Here is a 17,287-nt window from a genome sequence, read left to right on the forward strand (position 1 = left end):
CTCCCGCGCCGACCGCGCCACCAGGTCGTCGAGGTGCGCCAGCACCTCCGCGGGCGGCAGATCCAGCGCCGCCAGGGTCCGTACGGCGGTCCGCAGCTGCCCCATGGCCGCCGCGGCGTCGATGCCGTGCCCGGGCACCTCGCCCACGACCAGCGCGACCCGCGCCCCGGACAGCGGGATGAGGTCGTACCAGTCGCCGCCGAGACCGGTCAGCTCGTCGGCCGGCCGGTAGCACGCGGCCACCTCGACGGCGTCCTGCTCGGGCAGCCGGTGCGGGAGCAGGCTGCGCTGCAGGACGAGCGCGGCGTCCCGCTCGCGGGTATAGCGGCGGGCGTTGTCCACGCAGACGCCCGCGCGGGCGACGATGTCCTCGGCCAGCCGCAGATCCTCCTCGTCGAAGGACTCGCGGTGACGGCGCCGGTAGAAGGTCGTGATGCCCAGAGTGGTGCCGCGCGAACGGATCGGCACGGTCATCACACTCTGCAGGCCCAGTTCCAGGAAGGTGGCCCGGCGACCGCTCGGGGTGTCCGTGGTCCAGTCCAGGGTCAGCGGGTCGAGACGCTCCTCCCGCCAGGACCGTCCCGTGGCCAGACAGCGGAAGGGCGGCGTACCGGCCCGGAAAGCCACCGTCTCGCCGATCTCGATGACGGCTTCGACGAGGTCGCCCTGCGCGGACCGGTAGCCGGCCCGGCGGAGCTCCACCGGCTCCTCCGCGTCCGCGAGCGGCCCGGGAGCCGGCTCGGCGCCCCGCAGCACCGACTCCAGCAGGTCCACGGTGACGAAGTCGGCCAGCCCGGGCACGGCCACGTCCGCCAGCTCCTGCGCCGTGCGCGTCAGGTCCAGGCTGCGGCCGATGCTCTCGCCGGCCCGGTCGAGCAGCGCCAGCCGCTGCCGCGCCCGGTGCCGTTCGGTCATGTCCACGACGGTGTAGTAGACGCCGATCGGATGGCCCTGGTCGTCCTCGAGCCGGGTGAACGACAGCATGTGCGCGGTCTCCCGCAACGGTGCCGAGCGCACATGGCCCACGTGCTCGTAGCCGATCACCGGCTCGCCGGTCTCCAGCACGTGCCGCATCTGCGCCTCGACCGCCTGGGCGTCCATGCCGGGCTGGACGTCCGCGAAGCGCAGACCGAGCCGCCGAGCGGCCGGGCCGCCGCCGAACTGCTCCAGGGCGGCGTTCGACCACACGAAGCGCAGGTCCGTGTCCACGATCGCGATACCGACCGGGGCACCCGCCGTCATCCGCTCCAGGACCGTGCGGCTCATGTCCCAGCCGGGGGCGTCGGACAGCTCCGACAGCAGCATCAGCCAGCGCGACCCGCCGTGCGCCTCCTCGGCCGAGGCGATCCGGGCCGCCACCCTCACCGGTTGCCCGTCCCTGCGGCGGGCCGTCAGCAGTCCCGTCCAGCCGCCGTCCCTGCGGCACCGCTCGACCAGGTCCGGCACGCGCTGCGCGTCCTCGGCGACCAGCAGATCGGCCAGCTTCCTGCCGACGGCCTCCGAAGCCGGGTACGCCAGCAGCCGCCGGGCACCGCCGGTCCAGCCCGTCACCACGCCCTGTGGATCGAGCAACAGGGGCGCCGCGTCGGCTACATCGAACCGCTGCCGGGCAACGCCGTACACCTCGTCTGCGCCCACGGCCGACCTCTCTGTCGCTGAGAGTGGTCTACCACCTCTAGCCCCAATCTTCACCCTTCCGGCGCCGGCGGGCGGCTTGTGCAGGGTCGGCCGGGGAGGGCGACGACAAGGGCGGCCAGACCCACACGGATGCCATGTCGTGGACGTCGTTCCCCACCGGATGACCGCCGGGCTCCTCAGCCCAGCGCCTTCTCCAGTGCCGCGAGGGCCCCCGTCAGCTCCTCGGCCGTGATGGTGAGCGGTGGTGCCAGGCGGATCGTGGAGCCGTGGGTGTCCTTCGCCAGGACTCCCTCGCGCATCAGGCGTTCGCTGATCTCGCGCCCGGTGCCGAGCGCGGGGTCGATGTCGACGCCCGCCCACAGGCCGCGCGACCGGAAGCCGACGACGCCCTTGCCGACCATCCCCGTCAGACCGTCGCGCAGGATCACGCCGAGCTCGGCCGCCCGACCCTGGAACTCGCCCGTCTCCAGCAGCTCCACGACCGCCGTGCCGACCGCAGCCGCCAGCGGATTGCCGCCGAAGGTGGAGCCGTGCTCCCCGGGCCGCAGCACCCCGAGCACCTCCCGACGCCCGACCACCGCCGACACCGGCACGATGCCGCCACCCAGCGCCTTCCCCAGCAGCAGCACGTCCGGCACCACCGGCTCGTGTTCGACCGCCAGCGTGCGGCCCGTGCGGCCGAGCCCGGACTGGATCTCGTCCGCGATGAACAGACACCCCTTGCGGCGGGTCAGCTCCCGTACCCCGGCCAGATAGCCGTCGTCGGGGATGATCACCCCCGCCTCGCCCTGGATCGGCTCGATCAGCACCGCGGCCGTCGTCTCGTCGATGGCCGCCTCCATCGCGGCCAGGTCGTTGTACGGCACCACCCGGAAGCCCGGGGTGAAGGGTCCGAAGCCCGCACGAGCCGTCTCGTCCGTGGAGAAGCTGACGATCGTCGTCGTACGGCCGTGGAAGTTGTCCGCCGCGACCACGATCGTCGCCCGGTCGGCGGGGACGCCCTTGACGTCGTAGGCCCACTTGCGGGCCACCTTCACCCCACTCTCCACCGCCTCCGCGCCGGTGTTCATGGGCAGCACCATGTCCATACCGGTCAGTGCGGCCAGCCGCTCCGCGAACTCGGCGAGCCGGTCGTTGTGGAAGGCGCGCGAGGTGAGCGTCAGCCGGTCCAGCTGACGGTGCGCCGCCTCGACCAGCGCCGGGTGCCGGTGGCCGAAGTTGAGGGCCGAGTAGCCGGCGAGCATGTCGAGGTAGCGCCGCCCCTCGACGTCCTCCACCCAGGTGCCCTCGGCACGCGCGACGACCACCGGCAGCGGGTGGTAGTTGTGCGCGAGGACCGGCTCCTCCGCGCGGATCAGCTCCTGTGAGCCACGGGTCTCCCGCGCGTCACGGGCCCCCTGCGAGTCCTCGGTGCGGACGGGTGCGGTCATGAGCGGATCTCCCGGATCTCCTGGGTGCAGCACTTGATGCCGCCACCGGCCTTCTGGAACTCGGACAGGTCGACGGGGACGGGGACGTAGCCACGGCAGGCCAACTGCTCGGCAAGTCCCGCCGCCCCCGGCGAGATGAACACATGGCGCCCGTCGGAGACGGAGTTGAGCCCGAACGCCATCGCGTCCTCGCGGGTGGCGAGCACCGCGTCCGGGTACAGCCGGGCCAGCACCTCACGGCTGCCCGGCGAGAACGCCTCGGGGTAGTAGACGATGTTCCCGTCGTGCCCCTCGCCGAGGACGAACAGCGCCGTGTCCAGGTGGTAGAAGTACGGATCCACCAGCGTCAGGCTGATCACCGGCGTCCCGAAGTACTCCTGCACCTCGCTGTGGGCCTCCCGGGTCGTACGGAAGCCCGTCCCGGCCAGGATCCAGCGGCCGGCCGGCACCAGGTCGCCCTCGCCCTCGCACACCGACTCGGGGTGGTACACCTCGTACCCCTCCGCCTTGAACCACGCCTCGTACGGCACGGACTCGGGACGGCGCTCGGGCGCGTGGAAGAGCGAGCCGAAGACGCGGCCGTCGACGACGACCGCCGCGTTCGCGGCGAAAACCATGTCGGGCAGGCCGGGAACGGGTTTCACACTGTCCACGGTATGGCCGTGGGCACGATAGGCGTCGACCAGCGCCTGCCACTGGTCCAGGGCACGCAGGACATCGACGGGTTCACCGGGATGCATCCACGGGTTGATCGCGTACTGCACGGCGAAGTGTCTGGGTTCGCAGACGAGGTAGCGCCGCCGGCGCGGCACACGGGAGTCGGGCACAGAGGGGTCCCTCCGCTTCCTCACGGTGTGTGACTGGTGGTTGACACAACGGTAGGAACTGGCGGAGGTGCGCGACAAGAATCAAAGATTGCGCGTTCACGCAGGAACGCTGCGTCTTCCGGCCGCTCAGCGCACGTCTGCTGCGCCGCCCGGGGCCCCCTCCGGGGCCGGATGGCTCGCCCCCGCCTCCGGGCTCTCCGGCAGCAGATGGGACAGCACCATCACACTGATCGTCTTCCGGATGAACGGCTCCTGCCGGATTCGCTCCAGCACCTCCTCGAAGTGGTCCACGTCCCGCGCCCGGACATGCAGCAACGCGTCCGCGCCGCCGGTCACCGTCATCGCCGCGGCGATCTCCGGGTAGTCGCGCACGACCTCGGCCAGCCGCCGCGGCGGGGCGGCGCCCTCGCAGTACACCTCGACGTAGGCCTCCGTGCGCCAGCCCAGCGCCGACGGCTTCACCGTCGCCGAGAACCCGGTGATCACACCCGTCTCGCGCAGCCGGTCGACCCGCCGCTTGACCGCCGTGGCCGACAGCCCGATCGCCGCGCCGATCTCCGCGAACGACGTCCGGGCGTTCGCCATCAACGCGGTGATGATCTTCCGGTCGAGTTCGTCGAACGGCGTGGACCTGCTGCTCATGCGGGCACTGTATCCACCGGCATCCGGCCCGCTCCCGGCCCCGCGCGGGCACCGTGTCCAGCGCGGACGTCCACCCCCGGCACGTGTCCAGACGTACGGATCACCCCTACACTCCGGATTCATGCTGCGCGCCCTGGCTGTCGACGACGAACGCCCCTCCCTGGAGGAGCTGCTCTACCTCCTGCACGCCGACCCCCGCATCGGCAGCGCGGAGGGTGCCGGCGACGCCACCGAGGCCCTGCGCCGCATCAACCGCGCCCTGGAGTCCGGCCCCGGCGGGCCCGAGGCCATCGACGTCGTCTTCCTCGACATCCAGATGCCCGGCCTCCACGGCCTCGACCTCGCCCGGCTCCTCACCGGCTTCGCCCGGCCGCCGCTCGTCGTGTTCGTCACCGCCCACGAGGACTTCGCCGTGCAGGCCTTCGACCTCAAGGCCGTCGACTACGTCCTCAAACCGGTCCGCAAGGAGCGCCTCGCCGAGGCCGTCCGCCGGGCCGCCGAGCTGCGCGGTGCGGCGCCCCGCATACCCGTGAGCGAACCCGACCCGGACCACATACCCGTCGAACTCGGTGGCGTGACCCGCTTCGTCGCCGTCGAGGACATCACCCACGTCGAGGCCCAGGGCGACTACGCACGCCTGCACACCGACAAGGGCAGCCACCTGGTGCGCATCCCGTTGTCCACCCTGGAGGAGCGCTGGCGCACCCGCGGCTTCGTCCGCATCCACCGCCGCCACCTCGTCGCCCTGCGCCACATCGGCGAACTCCGCCTCGACGCGGGCACCGTCAGCGTCCTCATCGGCTCCGAGGAACTGCAGGTCAGCCGGCGCCACACGCGCGAACTGCGCGACCTGCTCATGAGGAGGCCGTGACGGTGCCCCAGGACCACACCGAACGCCGCGTCGTCGTCACCGCGCCGCCCCGCCGCACCGTCCCCCACGCTCGGCTTCGCTCGCGCGGGAGGTACCCCCAGGCCTCCGGCTACTACCGCCCGCGCACCGAGATCGACGAGCAGACCACCCTCGGCCACGCCTACGTCCGCTCCCTGATGCGCACCCAACTGCGCGCCGCCCTCACCGTGTTCGCCGTGCTCGGCCTGCTCGTGGGCCCGCTCCCGCTGCTCTTCGCGGCGATGCCCGACGCCCGCCGCCTGGAGTGGGCCGTCCTCGGCTTCGGCCTCTACGCCCCCCTGGTCCTGCTCGCCCGCTGGTACGTCCGCCGCGCCGAGCGCAACGAGCGCGACTTCGTACGCCTCGTCGAAGACCGATGAACGACCACCGACGGACCGACGCCCGATGAACTCCAGCTACGCCATCCCCGCCGTCGCCCTCGTCGTCGTCGCCACGGTCCTGGTGGGCGCCTTCGGCCTGCGCATCTCCCGCACCACCTCCGACTTCTACGTCGCCTCCCGCACCGTCGGACCCCGCCTCAACGCGGCCGCCATCAGCGGTGAGTACCTCTCCGCCGCCTCCTTCCTAGGCATAGCGGGCCTCGTCCTGGTCCAGGGCCCCGACATGCTCTGGTACCCGGTCGGCTACACCGCCGGCTACCTGGTCCTGCTGCTCTTCGTCGCCGCCCCGCTGCGCCGCTCCGGCGCCTACACGCTCCCCGACTTCGCCGAGGCCCGCCTCGCCTCCCAGGCCGTGCGGCGGCTCGCCGGCGCCTTCGTCGTCGGTGTCGGCTGGCTGTACCTGCTGCCCCAGCTCCAGGGCGCCGGGCTGACCCTCACCGTGCTGACCGGTGCGCCCGACTGGCTCGGCGGGGTGATCGTCGCCGTCGTCGTCATCGCCATCGTCGCCGCCGGCGGCATGCGCAGCATCACCTTCGTGCAGGCCTTCCAGTACTGGCTGAAGCTCACCGCCCTGCTCGTCCCCGCACTCTTCCTGGTCCTCACCTGGCAGAGCGACGGCGCGCCCCGGCACGCCTTCGACGAACCGGCCACCTTCCGCGAGCAGCGCGTCGTCCGTGTCGACGACAGCATCGACCTCACCCTCGACCGGCCCCTGGCCGTCACGGTGACCGGCACCGTCGACGGCCGGACGCACACCGGCACCCGCCTGGAACTCCCCGCCGGTACCCACCGCATCGACAGCGGCACCCGCCTTACCTTCGCCGCGGGCGCCCCCGTCCCCCGGGCCGAGCGCAGCGGCGGTGGCGACCTGTCCCCGTCCCAGGCCGAGAGCCGCGAGGAGCGCCCGCTGTACGCAACGTACGGGCTGATCCTCGCCACGTTCCTCGGCACCATGGGCCTGCCGCACGTCGTGGTCCGCTTCTACACCAGCCCGCACGGCGTCGCCGCCCGACGCACCACCGTCGCGGTCCTCGGCCTGATCGGCGCCTTCTACCTCCTGCCACCCCTCTACGGCGCCCTCGGCCGCCTCTACGCCCCCGAACTCACCCTCACCGGCGACCCGGACGCCGCCGTCCTCCTGCTGCCCGACCGCATGATCGGGGGAGTGGGCGGAGACCTGCTGGGCGCGCTGGTCGCCGGGGGCGCCTTCGCCGCCTTCCTGTCCACGGCCTCCGGCCTGACCATGGCGGTCGCGGGCGTCCTCACCCAGGACGTCCTCCCGTCCCGCGGCGTGCGGCACTTCCGGCTCGGCACGGTCCTCGCCATGGCCGTGCCCCTCGCGGCGAGCGTCCTGGTCGGCGGGCTGCCGGTCGCCGACGCCGTCGGGCTCGCCTTCGCCGTGTCGGCGTCCTCGTTCTGCCCGCTGCTCGTCCTCGGCATCTGGTGGCGGCGACTGACCCCGCCCGGCGCCGCCGCCGGGATGCTCGTCGGGGGCGGTTCCGCCCTGCTCGCGGTCGCCGCGACCATGGCGGGCTACCCGGGCGAGGGCGCCGCCCTGCACGCCCTGCTCGCCTGGCCCGCCCTGTGGTCGGTGCCGCTGGGCTTCCTCACCATGATCCTGGTTTCCCTCGCCACCCCCGGACGGGTCCCGCCGGGCACGGCGGCGGTCCTGGCCCGCTTCCACCTGCCGGAGGAACTGCGCACGGAGGTGACGGCATGAGCGGGTTCCTGGCGGGCCTGTGCGTCGCCGTGCTCCCGGTCCTGGCCCTCGGCGTCTGGCTCGGGCGGCGCACCGCACACGCCAAGAGCCTCGCCGGCCTCGGCACCCCCGTCGAGCACGCCACCTTCGAGACCCTGCACACCGCCTCCCTCGCCGCGCCCCCGCTACGGGCCGGCCTGACGGAGGAGACCGCCCGCAAGTCCGCCCGCAAGCTGCGCTCCCTGCTCGGCACGGAGGCCCTCTGCCTCACCGACCAGGGGCAGGTCCTGGCCTGGGACGGCGACGGCGCACACCACCGCACCGAGATCATGGAACGCCTTACGGGCCCCCTGGAGACCGGCCGCGGCGAAGCCTTCCGGCTCACCTGCGACAGCCTCGACTGCTCGGTGCGCTGGGCGGTCGTCGCCCCGCTCACCGTCGACGACCGGGTGCACGGCGCCCTCGTGGCCTGCGCGCCGCGCGAGTCGGCGGTGCTGGTCCGGGCCGCCGGCGAGGTCGCCCGCTGGGTGTCGGTCCAGCTGGAGCTGGCCGATCTCGACCAGTCCCGCACGCGCCTCATCGAGGCCGAGATCAAGGCGCTGCGGGCCCAGATCTCCCCGCACTTCATCTTCAACTCGCTCGCGGTGATCGCCTCGTTCGTCCGCACCGACCCCGAGCGCGCCCGCGAGCTGCTCCTGGAGTTCGCCGACTTCACCCGCTACTCGTTCCGGCGGCACGGCGACTTCACCACCCTCGCCGAGGAACTCCACGCCATCGACCACTACCTGGCCCTGGTGCGGGCGCGCTTCGGCGACCGCCTCTCCGTCACCCTCCAGATAGCCCCGGAGGTGCTGCCGGTGACCCTGCCCTTCCTGTGCCTGCAGCCGCTCGTCGAGAACGCCGTCAAGCACGGCCTGGAGGGCAAGGCCGTGTCCGCGGGCCAGTGCCACATCCAGATCACCGCCCAGGACGCGGGCGCCGAGGCCCTCGTCGTCATCGAGGACGACGGTGCCGGCATGGACCCCGGCCTGTTGCGCCGCATCCTCGCCCGCGAGGTCAGCCCTTCGGGCGGCATCGGCCTCTCCAACGTCGACGACCGGCTCCGCCAGGTCTACGGCGACGACTACGGCCTGGTCATCGAGACCGCAGCGGGAGCCGGCATGAAGATCACCGTCCGGCTCCCGAAATACCAGCCCGGTGTGCACTCGGCGGGGCGGCTGACCAGGGAGTGAGCTCTCAGGTGCTGCGCGTGGTGACCACCAGTCCCAGGGTGATCAGGCCCAGGACGACCCAGCCGAACCACAGCCAGCCGTTGCTCCCGAGCGCCACCGTGTAGGCCGTCACCACGACCAGTCCACCCAGTGTGAGCGCTCCCATGGTCTTCGTAGAGTTGGAACCGTTCGTGGAACCGGGCATCGCAACACCCTCCTCATGGTTCGGTCCCTCCATGGTGCCCGGCGGACGCCCGGCGCGCACGGTCCGTACCGAAGAGGACTTCAGCGCCCCTGCGCGTTCAGCGAGGCCAGATAGGCGTTGTACGCCTCCAGTTCCTTGTCCCCGTCACGGTCGGCGGCCCGGTCCGTGCGCCTGGCCTGCCGCTGGTCCGAGGCGTACCACTGGAACAGCAGGGCCACCAGGACCAGCACGGAGGGGATCTCGCTGAACGCCCAGGCGATGCCGCCCGCCGCGTTCTGGTCGGAGAGCGCCTCGATGCCGAGCGAGGCGCTCGGGTTCTTGAACGTCTCGACCATCGGCTCGGACGCCATCATCAACGCGATCCCGAAGAACGCGTGGAACGGCATGCCCGCGAACAGCTCCAGCATCCGCATCAGGTAGCCCGGGCGGTGCGGGCCCGGATCCACGCCCATGATCGGCCAGAAGAACACCAGACCGACGGCGAGGAAGTGCACCATCATCGCGACATGGCCGGGCTTGGAGCCCATCAGGGTGTCGAAGATGGGCGTGAAGTACAGCCCGTACAGGCTCGCGATGAACAGCGGGATCGTGAACGCCGGGTGCGTGATGATCCGCATGTACCGGCTGTGCAGGAACATCAACAGCAGTTCCCGCGGCCCCTTGCGCCCCCGCCCCGCGGTCGGCAGCGCCCGCAGTGCCAGCGTGATCGGCGCCCCGAGCAGGATGAGAATGGGCGACACCATGCTGATGACCATGTGCTGCACCATGTGCACGCTGAACATGACCATGCCGTAGTCGTTCAGCCGGGTGCACATCATGAGCATGATGCTCAGCACACCGAGAACGAAGGCGACCGTCCGCCCCACGGGCCACTTGTCACCGCGCCGGACGAGCCGCACGACCCCCCACCCGTAGAGCGCGAGCCCGGCCAGGCAGGCGACGAGGAAGAACGGGTCCGCCGACCACTCCAGTCCTCGCCCCAGCGTGAACGGCGGCAGATCCATGGTCATGCCGTGCCCGCTGTGATCCATTCCGCCGGCTCCTGCTTCGTGGGGGTGTGCAGCCATCTGTCCGCCCACAAGAGTAGAACCGCCCCCGGTCACACAAGTGACCGGGGGCGAACTCAGGGCCGCGGGGCTCTACCGATATGCGGCTCCGCCGCGTGGGCGCGACCAGCCACACACAACCCGCACTCGGCGGTCAGCGCGGCCTCAGAGAACGCATTCCGCCTCTTCGTACCGATCCTCCGGCACGGTCTTCAACGTCTTGACGGCCTCGGCCAGCGGCACCATCACGATGTCGGTCCCGCGCAGCGCGGTCATCTGCCCGAACTCACCCCGGTGCACCGCCTCCACCGCATGCCACCCGAACCGCGTGGCCAGCACCCGGTCGTAGGCGGTCGGCGTGCCGCCCCGCTGCACATGTCCGAGGATCACCGGCCGGGCTTCCTTCCCCAGCCGTCCCTCCAGCTCCACGGACAGCTGCCGGGCGATCCCGGCGAACCGCTCGTGCCCGTAGATGTCCTTGCCGCCCTCGTCGAACTCCATGGTCCCGGCCCGGGGCTTGGCCCCCTCGGCCGCGACGACGATCGCGAAGCGCTTGCCCGCCTCGAACCGCTCGCCCACCCTGCGGGTCAGCTCCTCTATGTCGAAGGGCCGCTCGGGGACGACGATGGCGTGCGCACCGGCCGCCATGCCGGAGTGCAGGGCGATCCAGCCGGTGTGCCGGCCCATGACCTCGACCACCAGGACCCGCTGGTGCGACTCGGCGGTGGTCTTCAGCCGGTCCAGGGCCTCGGTCGCCACCCCGACGGCCGTGTCGAAGCCGAAGGTGACGTCCGTGACGGCGATGTCGTTGTCGATGGTCTTCGGCACGCCCACGATGGGCAGACCGCTGTCCGCCATCAGCCGGGCGGCCTTGAGGGTGCCCTCGCCGCCGATGGGGATGATCGCGTCGAGGCCGAGCTCCTCGACATGGCCCCTGGCCCGCTCCACACCGTCCCGCAGCTGGGAGGGCTGGACCCGGGAGGACCCGAGAATCGTGCCGCCGCGGGCGAGGATGCCGCCCACCGCGTCGAGGTCGAGCTTGAGGTAGTCGCACTCCAGGAGGCCTTTCCAGCCGTCCCGGAAGCCGATGACCTCGTCGCCGTGGTCGACGACGGCGCGGTGCACGACGGACCGGATGACGGCGTTCAGGCCGGGGCAGTCGCCGCCGGACGTGAGGACACCAATGCGCATAGCCCGAATACCTTCTCAACGTGGGCCGGGGACCGGACCGCGTTGTCCGGCTGGAATCCCCGCCACCCTAGCGGCATCGAGGGGCCGGACCGAAGCACGCGTCCGCCTGCTGGACGACCCCGCTCACCTGTGCGGATGGGCCGTCATACGGGCTGTTGACCAGCAGGTTGACGCGTGTCCGGGGCACGCTGCGGCGCTGCCCCTACGCGGGCTGCTGAGCAGCGGCGATCCGCTCGTTGCGCAGTGCCTCGTACCAGCGGTCGTCGGTCGGCGGCAGGGCGTTGACGTCGAGGGCCAGCTTCAGCAGCAGGTCCGCGATCAGCGGGTTGCGCGCCAGCACCGGCCCGTGCATGTACGTGCCGAAGACGGTGTCGTTGTACGCGCCCTCCGTGCCGTCGCCCGTGCCGTTGCCGTTGCCGAACCGCACCTGCGCGAGGGGGCGGGCGGTGGGGCCCAGGTGGGTGACGCCCTGGTGGTTCTCGAAGCCGGTCAGCGGGGGCAGGCCGAGACGCTGGTCGATGTCGCCCAGCACGTCACCGACGCACCGCGCGCCTTCGCCGCGTACCGACACCACGTCCAGCAGCCCGAGGCCGGGCTCGCGCTGGCCGAGGTCGTTGATGAACTCGTGGCCGAGGATCTGGTAGCCGGCGCACACGGAGAACACGATGGCGCCGTTCTCCACGGCACGGGTCAGTCCGCCGTCCCGGCGCAGCCGCTCGGCGGCGAGCCGCTGCGGCCGGTCCTCGCCGCCGCCGATCAGGTAGATGTCGCCGGAGGTCGGGATCGGCTGGTCGCTGCGCACGTCCAGCCGGGCCACGTCCAGGCCGCGCTGCTGGGCCCGGCGTTCGACGACCAGGACGTTGCCCTGGTCGCCGTAGGTGCTGAGCAGGTCGGGATAGATCCAGACGACCCGCAGTTGGTTGTCGCTCACAAAAGTCCCCTGACGTCTCGTGCTCAGTTGCCGACGCGGCGGCGCAGGTCCTGGAACGCCGTGTAGTTGGCGATGACCTCGATCCGGCCCGGCGGGCACGCCGCCACCGCCTGGTCGAGGTTCTCGTAGACCTGGAAGTGCTGGTCGGCGACCTCCAGGCGCACCGCCAGGTCCAGCCGCCGGTCGCCGACGACACAGATCGGGTGGCCGGTCAGACGTGAGTAGTCGACGTCCCACAGCCAGGAGGTGTCGGTGCCGTCGGCGGAGCGCGCGTTCACCGACAGGATGACGGGGGTGGGCGGCGGGTCGATCAGGGAGAACGTCTCCAGCCAGCCGGCCGGGTTCTTCGCGAGCAGCAACCGCAGGTCACGGCCCTGGAACTGGACGACGTCGTAGCGCCCGGCGACCGCCTGCACCTGGTACATGCGCTCCAGAGCGACCTGCGGCGGCACCCCGAACACGGCGGCGACGGCGGCCGACGAGGCGGCGTTCGCCTTGTTGGCGCGGCCGGGCAGCTGGAGGTGGATCGGCCAGGCCGAGCCGTGCGGGTCGAGCACGTGGTCGCCGGAGAGCGCCCAGCTCGGCGTCGGACGGCGGAATCCGCACTCGCCGCAGAACCAGTCGTCGCCCGGGCGCTGCATCACGCCACCGCACGACGGGCACGACCAGGCGTCGTCCTTCCACATCTGCCCCGCCGCGACCCAGATCACGTTGGGGGAGGAGGACGCCGCCCACACCACCAGCGGGTCGTCGCAGTTGGCCACGACCACGGCCTTGGAACCCGCGAGTCCCTCCCGCCAGTTCTCGGCGAGCATGCGGGTCTCGGCGGCGCGGTCGAGCTGGTCGCGCGAGAGGTTGAGCAGGGCGATGCACTTCGGGGCGGTGTCCCGGGCGACGCCGGCGAGGTACTTCTCGTCGACCTCGATGACGCCGTAGCGGGCGTCCGAGCTGCCGGCGAGGGCCGAGGTGATGCCGGCCGGCATGTTGGCGCCGAGCGCGTTGGAGACGACCGGTCCCGCCGCGCGCAGGGCCTCGGCGATGAGCCGGGTGGTGGTGGTCTTGCCGTTCGTCGCGGAGACCAGGATCACGTCCAGGTTCTGGGCGAGCCGGGCGAGGAGGTCGGGGTCGAGTTTCAGCGCGACCCGGCCGCCGATCACCGAACCGCTGCCGCGCCCTGCGGCGCGCGATGCCGCCGCGACCGCCTTGCCCGCGGTCACGGCCAGCTTGGCCCGCGGCGAGAGCGGGTCCGAGTTGCCTGCCATCAGTTCTCGATCCTCCTTGCGTACGCGCCGCGCCTTGAAGCCTGACGGCCACGTGGTGTGGACCTCAGCCTATCGAGATCCATTCGCACTCCCGAACCGCGGCACTGTGGCGAACTCGTGTGGGAGGCGCGGACCGACAGGACCTTACTCTTGCCGCCATGCGACAGAGCCCCATCCCCGGCACCCACGGCCGCGTGAGACCCCTCACCCTGCACGGCGATCCCGTCCTGCACTCGCCCTGCGCGGAGGTCACCGACTTCGGCCCCGAACTGGCCCGGCTCGTCGAGGACTTGTTCGCGACCATGTACGCCGCCCAAGGAGTCGGCCTCGCCGCCAACCAGATCGGCGAGGGCCTGCGGGTCTTCGTTTACGACTGCCCGGACGACGAGGACGTCCGCCATGTGGGCCACGTGATCAACCCGCGCCTGACCGAGAAGGACGGCGTGGTGATCCGGGGCCCGGAGGGCTGTCTGTCCCTGCCGGGCCTGGAAGCGGGCACGGAGCGCTACGACCATGCGGTGGTCGAGGGTTTCACGGTCACGGGGGAGCCCGTCACCGTCCACGGCACGGGCTTCTTCGCCCGCTGCCTGCAACACGAGTGCGACCACGTGGAGGGCCGCGTCTACGCGGATCACCTGAGCGGCTGGCGCCACCGCAGGCTGATGCGCCAGGTCGTCAGGGCTTCATGGCGCCGGTGAGTGTATGTCCCTCAGGGGCGCGGGGCTGTATCCGATATGCGGCTCCGCCGCGTGGGCGCGAACAACCCCCGCCGGCCCGCAGCCGAGACCCGACGGTCAGAACCCCGGACCGCCGATCTTGTCTCCCGCAGCGGCAAGGCGACCCCACAAGAGGTCGGCCAGACTCCGCACCAACTCACCACGAGAACAAGGCCGTTCCCCCAGCCACCAGTCCCCGGCCGCATGCATCATGCCGACGATTCCGTGCCCCCACACCCGCGCCAGCTGCTGCCCGCCCGGCCCGAGATCCAGCCGCTCCTCGATGACCTGCGCCAGTTCCTCACCCATCCGCCGCAGCAACGGCGCGCTGTGCTTGCCGACATCGAAGCCCTGATCTCCGGGGCTCCCCTCCGCGGGGTGCATCAGGAACCGGTACACCTGGGGCCGCGCCTCGATCGCCGTGAGGTAGGTGTCCAGCGTCGCCTCGACCCGCTCCCGCCGGTCCGCCGGCGCGTCCAGCGCCGCCCGCAGCGAGTCCAGCAGCGCGTCCGTGTGCCGCATGGCCAGGGCCGCGTAGAGCCCGCCCTTGTCGCCGAAGTGCCGGTAGAGAATCGGCTTGGTGATGCCGGCTTCCGCCGCGATCGCGTTCATCGAAGCCTGCGGGCCGTCGCGCAGCACCACTCGGTCGGCGGCTTCCAGCAGCTCACGCCGACGGCGATCGGCGGACCGTTGCTGATCGGTCCGCTGCGTGGTGTCCATGGTCTCTCCCCACCCGTGCTGTTTCGATAACGCCTGCGCAAACTAACACTGAAGCATGCCCAGGGCACCGAACGGGTGCCGACCGGTCGGTAGGAGTTGACTTCGACTACCCACCGGTAACAGACTGCATGTTACCGCAAGTAACATGCACGTGTGCCGCTGAAGGGGACGACATGGCCGAGTTCACCATGGAGCTCAACGACGAACAGAAGGAGGTCCGGGACTGGCTTCACGGCTTCGCGGCCGACGTGATCCGCCCCGCGGCCGCCGAATGGGACGAGCGCGAGGAGACTCCCTGGCCGGTCATCCAGGAGGCCGCCAAGGTCGGCATCTACTCCCTGGACTTCTACGCCCAGCAGTACTTCGACCCCACCGGCCTCGGCATCCCCATGGCGATGGAGGAGCTGTTCTGGGGCGACGCGGGCATAGCCCTGTCCATCGTCGGCACCGGCCTCGCCGCCGTCGGCGTCCTCGCCAACGGCACCGAGGAGCAGATCGGCACCTGGATCCCCCAGATGTACGGCGACGCCGACGACGTCAAGGTGGCCGCGTTCTGCTCCTCCGAGCCCGACGCCGGCTCCGACGTGGCCTCCATGCGCACCCGGGCCGTGTACGACGAGGCCAAGGACGAGTGGGTGCTCAACGGCACCAAGACCTGGGCGACCAACGGCGGCATCGCCAACGTCCACGTCGTGGTCGCGGTCGTCGACCCCGAGCTCGGCTCCAAGGGCCACGCCTCCTTCATCGTCCCGCCGGGCACCGAGGGGCTGTCCCAGGGCCAGAAGTTCAAGAAGCACGGCATCCGCGCCTCGCACACCGCCGAGGTCGTCCTGGACAACGTGCGGGTGCCCGGCTCCTGCCTGCTCGGCGGCAAGGAGAAGCTCGACGAGCGGCTCGCCCGCGCCCGGGAGAAGGCCAGGCAGGGTGGGGAGCGAGTGAAGAACGCGGCGATGGCCACGTTCGAGGCCTCGCGCCCGGCCGTCGGCGCCATGGCCGTCGGAACCGCCAGGGCCGCGTACGAGGTCGCCCTCGACTACGCCACCACGCGGGAGCAGTTCGGGCGGCCGATCGTCGACAACCAGGGCGTGGCGTTCCAGCTCGCCGACATGCGCACGTCCATCGACGCGGCCCGGCTCCTCGTCTGGCGGGCCTCCTGGATGGCGGTCAACGGCAAGCCGTTCACCGCGGCCGAGGGCTCGATGTCCAAGCTGTTCGCGAGCGAGACGGCCAAGACGGTCACGGCCCAGGCGATCCAGATCCTCGGCGGCAACGGCTACACCCGGGAGTACCCGGTCGAGCGCATGCACCGGGACGCGGCCATCTACACCATCTTCGAGGGCACGAGCGAGATCCAGCGTCTGGTGATCGCCCGGACCCTCGCCGGCGTGCCCATCCGCTAGCGCTGTCCGAGCGGCGTCAGCCGCTCGATGGCGCAGCGCGCCCGTAGTTCCTCGATCACCGGCTCGGAGGACATCGTCGCCGGCGTGTCCGTCGGGTCGGTGAACGCGTGCGGTTGCCCGAACGGGACTCCCGCACGAATCCCCGCGGGCACGCCGGCTGCGCGCCGGACCGCTCCGCAGCCGGGGACAACGTGCCAGGCTCGTCCCGGCACCTCGACGACGCTTGACGGAGGAAGCGATGACGCACCCGGCCCTGGACCTGCTGCGGACGACCACGGCGGCCCTCGCCCCGGACCCGGACGCCAACCCCTTGGTCCCCCGGATCGCCGCCGGTACGGCACCCCGCGCCACCCTCGCCGCGCTCGCTGCCGAACAGACCTGGGTGATCTCCGCCGACCGTCGCGCGTTCGAGTACTTGGCCGTCCGCTCCGCAGCGGCCGATCCGGAGGCCGCCGCCTTCTTCACGACTCTCGCGGAGGGCGAGGCGCTGGCGGGCGAGCGACTGGTCGCCTTCGGTCGGGCGTGCCGCGCGCAGGAGGCGCCGTACGAGCCGCTTCCCGGCTGCCAGGCGTACCCCGCGTACGTGGCCTGGCTGGCACTCAACGCCGCACCGGCAGACGTGGTGCCGGCGCTGACGGCCAACTTCTCGGCGTGGGGCGGCTATTGCGCGACCATCGCCACGGCACTGCGCGAGCACTACGGCTTCACCGACGAGGCCTGCGCCTTCTTCGACTTCTTCGCGGAAGAGTCACCCGACCTGGACCGGCTGGCGGCAGCAGCGGTGGAGGCGGCTCTGGACGCCGGGCGCCTCGATCAGGCACGAGTTCGCACATACGGCCGCCTGCTCCAGGCGTACGAGGCGATGTTCTGGACGGCGCTGAGCGGGACTCCCTGAAAGGGGCGCGGGAACTGCGCGACAGCCACATACACGGCCACATACACCCGCTACCCACAGTTACGTCGCGGTCCCACTGCTGTGCGCGATACAGGCCACGTCAATACGATCGGCCAGCTTCGCCAGCTCAATGGCCAACTCGGCGACCGTGTCCTCGTCCAGCCCCGACTCCCCGCCCTCCACC

19 protein-coding genes are annotated in these 17,287 nt (G+C 71.6%); 7 read left to right on the top strand and 12 right to left on the bottom strand.

Annotated elements, in window-relative coordinates; translation table 11 throughout:
- The 4 genes from C1J00_RS21050 to C1J00_RS21065 all read right to left on the bottom strand — a co-directional run.
- Window positions 1–1,638 (bottom strand): SpoIIE family protein phosphatase (locus C1J00_RS21050; protein WP_102910622.1); only part of this gene is annotated, 1,638 nt, incomplete at its 3' end.
- 176 nt (window positions 1,639–1,814) lie between these two features.
- Window positions 1,815–3,068 carry an ornithine--oxo-acid transaminase gene (rocD, locus tag C1J00_RS21055; protein WP_102910623.1) on the bottom strand — a complete coding sequence of 418 codons (1,254 nt, stop codon included), beginning with the start codon at window positions 3,066–3,068 and terminating at the stop codon, window positions 1,815–1,817.
- Complete coding sequence (gene ddaH / locus C1J00_RS21060) at window positions 3,065–3,895, bottom strand: dimethylargininase (RefSeq protein WP_102910624.1); 831 nt, start codon at window positions 3,893–3,895, stop codon at window positions 3,065–3,067. Before ddaH ends, rocD begins: the two co-directional genes overlap by 4 nt.
- A 126-nt stretch (window positions 3,896–4,021) precedes the next feature.
- Window positions 4,022–4,537, bottom strand: coding sequence for an Lrp/AsnC family transcriptional regulator (locus tag C1J00_RS21065; protein ID WP_102910625.1), 516 nt, complete (start codon window positions 4,535–4,537; stop codon window positions 4,022–4,024).
- A gap of 121 nt (window positions 4,538–4,658) precedes the next feature.
- Between C1J00_RS21065 and C1J00_RS21070 the strand changes: the two genes are divergently transcribed.
- Genes C1J00_RS21070 through C1J00_RS21085 form a run of 4 tightly spaced genes read left to right on the top strand, consistent with a single transcriptional unit; the run spans window position 4,659 to window position 8,758 of the window.
- Window positions 4,659–5,408, top strand: a complete 750-nt coding sequence (locus tag C1J00_RS21070) for a LytR/AlgR family response regulator transcription factor (protein ID WP_102910626.1) — start codon at window positions 4,659–4,661, stop codon at window positions 5,406–5,408.
- A 2-nt stretch (window positions 5,409–5,410) separates the two neighbouring features.
- A complete protein-coding gene (locus C1J00_RS21075) occupies window positions 5,411–5,806 on the top strand; it encodes a hypothetical protein (RefSeq protein WP_102910637.1) in 396 nt (131 codons plus the stop codon).
- 25 nt (window positions 5,807–5,831) lie between these two features.
- Window positions 5,832–7,547 carry a sodium/solute symporter gene (locus tag C1J00_RS21080; protein WP_102910627.1) on the top strand — a complete coding sequence of 572 codons (1,716 nt, stop codon included), beginning with the start codon at window positions 5,832–5,834 and terminating at the stop codon, window positions 7,545–7,547.
- Window positions 7,544–8,758 carry a sensor histidine kinase gene (locus C1J00_RS21085; protein ID WP_102910628.1) on the top strand — a complete coding sequence of 405 codons (1,215 nt, stop codon included), beginning with the start codon at window positions 7,544–7,546 and terminating at the stop codon, window positions 8,756–8,758. The genes C1J00_RS21080 and C1J00_RS21085 overlap by 4 nt, the downstream gene beginning before the upstream one ends.
- A gap of 4 nt (window positions 8,759–8,762) precedes the next feature.
- Here C1J00_RS21085 and C1J00_RS21090 read toward each other — a convergent pair whose 3' ends face one another.
- The 5 genes from C1J00_RS21090 to C1J00_RS21110 all read right to left on the bottom strand — a co-directional run bounded on the left by C1J00_RS21090 (window position 8,763) and on the right by C1J00_RS21110 (window position 13,372).
- Window positions 8,763–8,942 (bottom strand): hypothetical protein, encoded by a 180-nt coding sequence (locus C1J00_RS21090; protein WP_030835374.1) that lies wholly within the window; start codon window positions 8,940–8,942, stop codon window positions 8,763–8,765.
- A gap of 80 nt (window positions 8,943–9,022) precedes the next feature.
- Entirely contained in the window at window positions 9,023–9,973 is a 951-nt protein-coding gene (locus C1J00_RS21095; RefSeq protein WP_102910630.1) for a cytochrome c oxidase assembly protein, read from the bottom strand.
- 180 nt (window positions 9,974–10,153) lie between these two features.
- A complete protein-coding gene (locus C1J00_RS21100) occupies window positions 10,154–11,179 on the bottom strand; it encodes a 6-phosphofructokinase (RefSeq protein WP_102910631.1) in 1,026 nt (341 codons plus the stop codon).
- A gap of 202 nt (window positions 11,180–11,381) precedes the next feature.
- A complete protein-coding gene (locus C1J00_RS21105; protein ID WP_102910632.1) occupies window positions 11,382–12,110 on the bottom strand; it encodes a type 1 glutamine amidotransferase in 729 nt (242 codons plus the stop codon).
- A gap of 23 nt (window positions 12,111–12,133) precedes the next feature.
- Window positions 12,134–13,372 (bottom strand): MurT ligase domain-containing protein, encoded by a 1,239-nt coding sequence (locus tag C1J00_RS21110; RefSeq protein WP_033307230.1) that lies wholly within the window; start codon window positions 13,370–13,372, stop codon window positions 12,134–12,136.
- Between the two features lie 158 nt (window positions 13,373–13,530).
- Here C1J00_RS21110 and def point away from each other — a divergent pair, with 158 nt between their 5' ends.
- Window positions 13,531–14,070 (top strand): peptide deformylase, encoded by a 540-nt coding sequence (gene def / locus C1J00_RS21115; protein WP_102910633.1) that lies wholly within the window; start codon window positions 13,531–13,533, stop codon window positions 14,068–14,070.
- A gap of 96 nt (window positions 14,071–14,166) precedes the next feature.
- On the opposite strand, the gene C1J00_RS21120 is transcribed toward def, so the two are convergent.
- Window positions 14,167–14,808, bottom strand: coding sequence for a TetR/AcrR family transcriptional regulator (locus tag C1J00_RS21120; RefSeq protein WP_102910634.1), 642 nt, complete (start codon window positions 14,806–14,808; stop codon window positions 14,167–14,169).
- 173 nt (window positions 14,809–14,981) lie between these two features.
- Here C1J00_RS21120 and C1J00_RS21125 point away from each other — a divergent pair, with 173 nt between their 5' ends.
- Complete coding sequence (locus C1J00_RS21125; protein ID WP_102910635.1) at window positions 14,982–16,208, top strand: acyl-CoA dehydrogenase family protein; 1,227 nt, start codon at window positions 14,982–14,984, stop codon at window positions 16,206–16,208.
- On the opposite strand, the gene C1J00_RS45360 is transcribed toward C1J00_RS21125, so the two are convergent.
- Window positions 16,205–16,360, bottom strand: coding sequence for a hypothetical protein (locus C1J00_RS45360; protein WP_180989632.1), 156 nt, complete (start codon window positions 16,358–16,360; stop codon window positions 16,205–16,207). The genes C1J00_RS21125 and C1J00_RS45360 overlap by 4 nt on opposite strands.
- An 86-nt stretch (window positions 16,361–16,446) precedes the next feature.
- On the opposite strand from C1J00_RS45360, the gene C1J00_RS21130 reads away from it, so the two are divergent.
- A complete protein-coding gene (locus tag C1J00_RS21130; protein WP_102910636.1) occupies window positions 16,447–17,103 on the top strand; it encodes a heme oxygenase-like domain-containing protein in 657 nt (218 codons plus the stop codon).
- Between the two features lie 60 nt (window positions 17,104–17,163).
- Here the strand turns inward: C1J00_RS21130 and C1J00_RS45930 are convergent.
- A partial coding sequence (locus C1J00_RS45930) for a DUF6213 family protein (RefSeq protein WP_245936433.1) occupies window positions 17,164–17,287 on the bottom strand: 124 nt, incomplete at its 5' end.

It is taken from the genome of Streptomyces cahuitamycinicus, assembly GCF_002891435.1.
GTDB classification, from domain to species: domain Bacteria; phylum Actinomycetota; class Actinomycetes; order Streptomycetales; family Streptomycetaceae; genus Streptomyces; species Streptomyces cahuitamycinicus.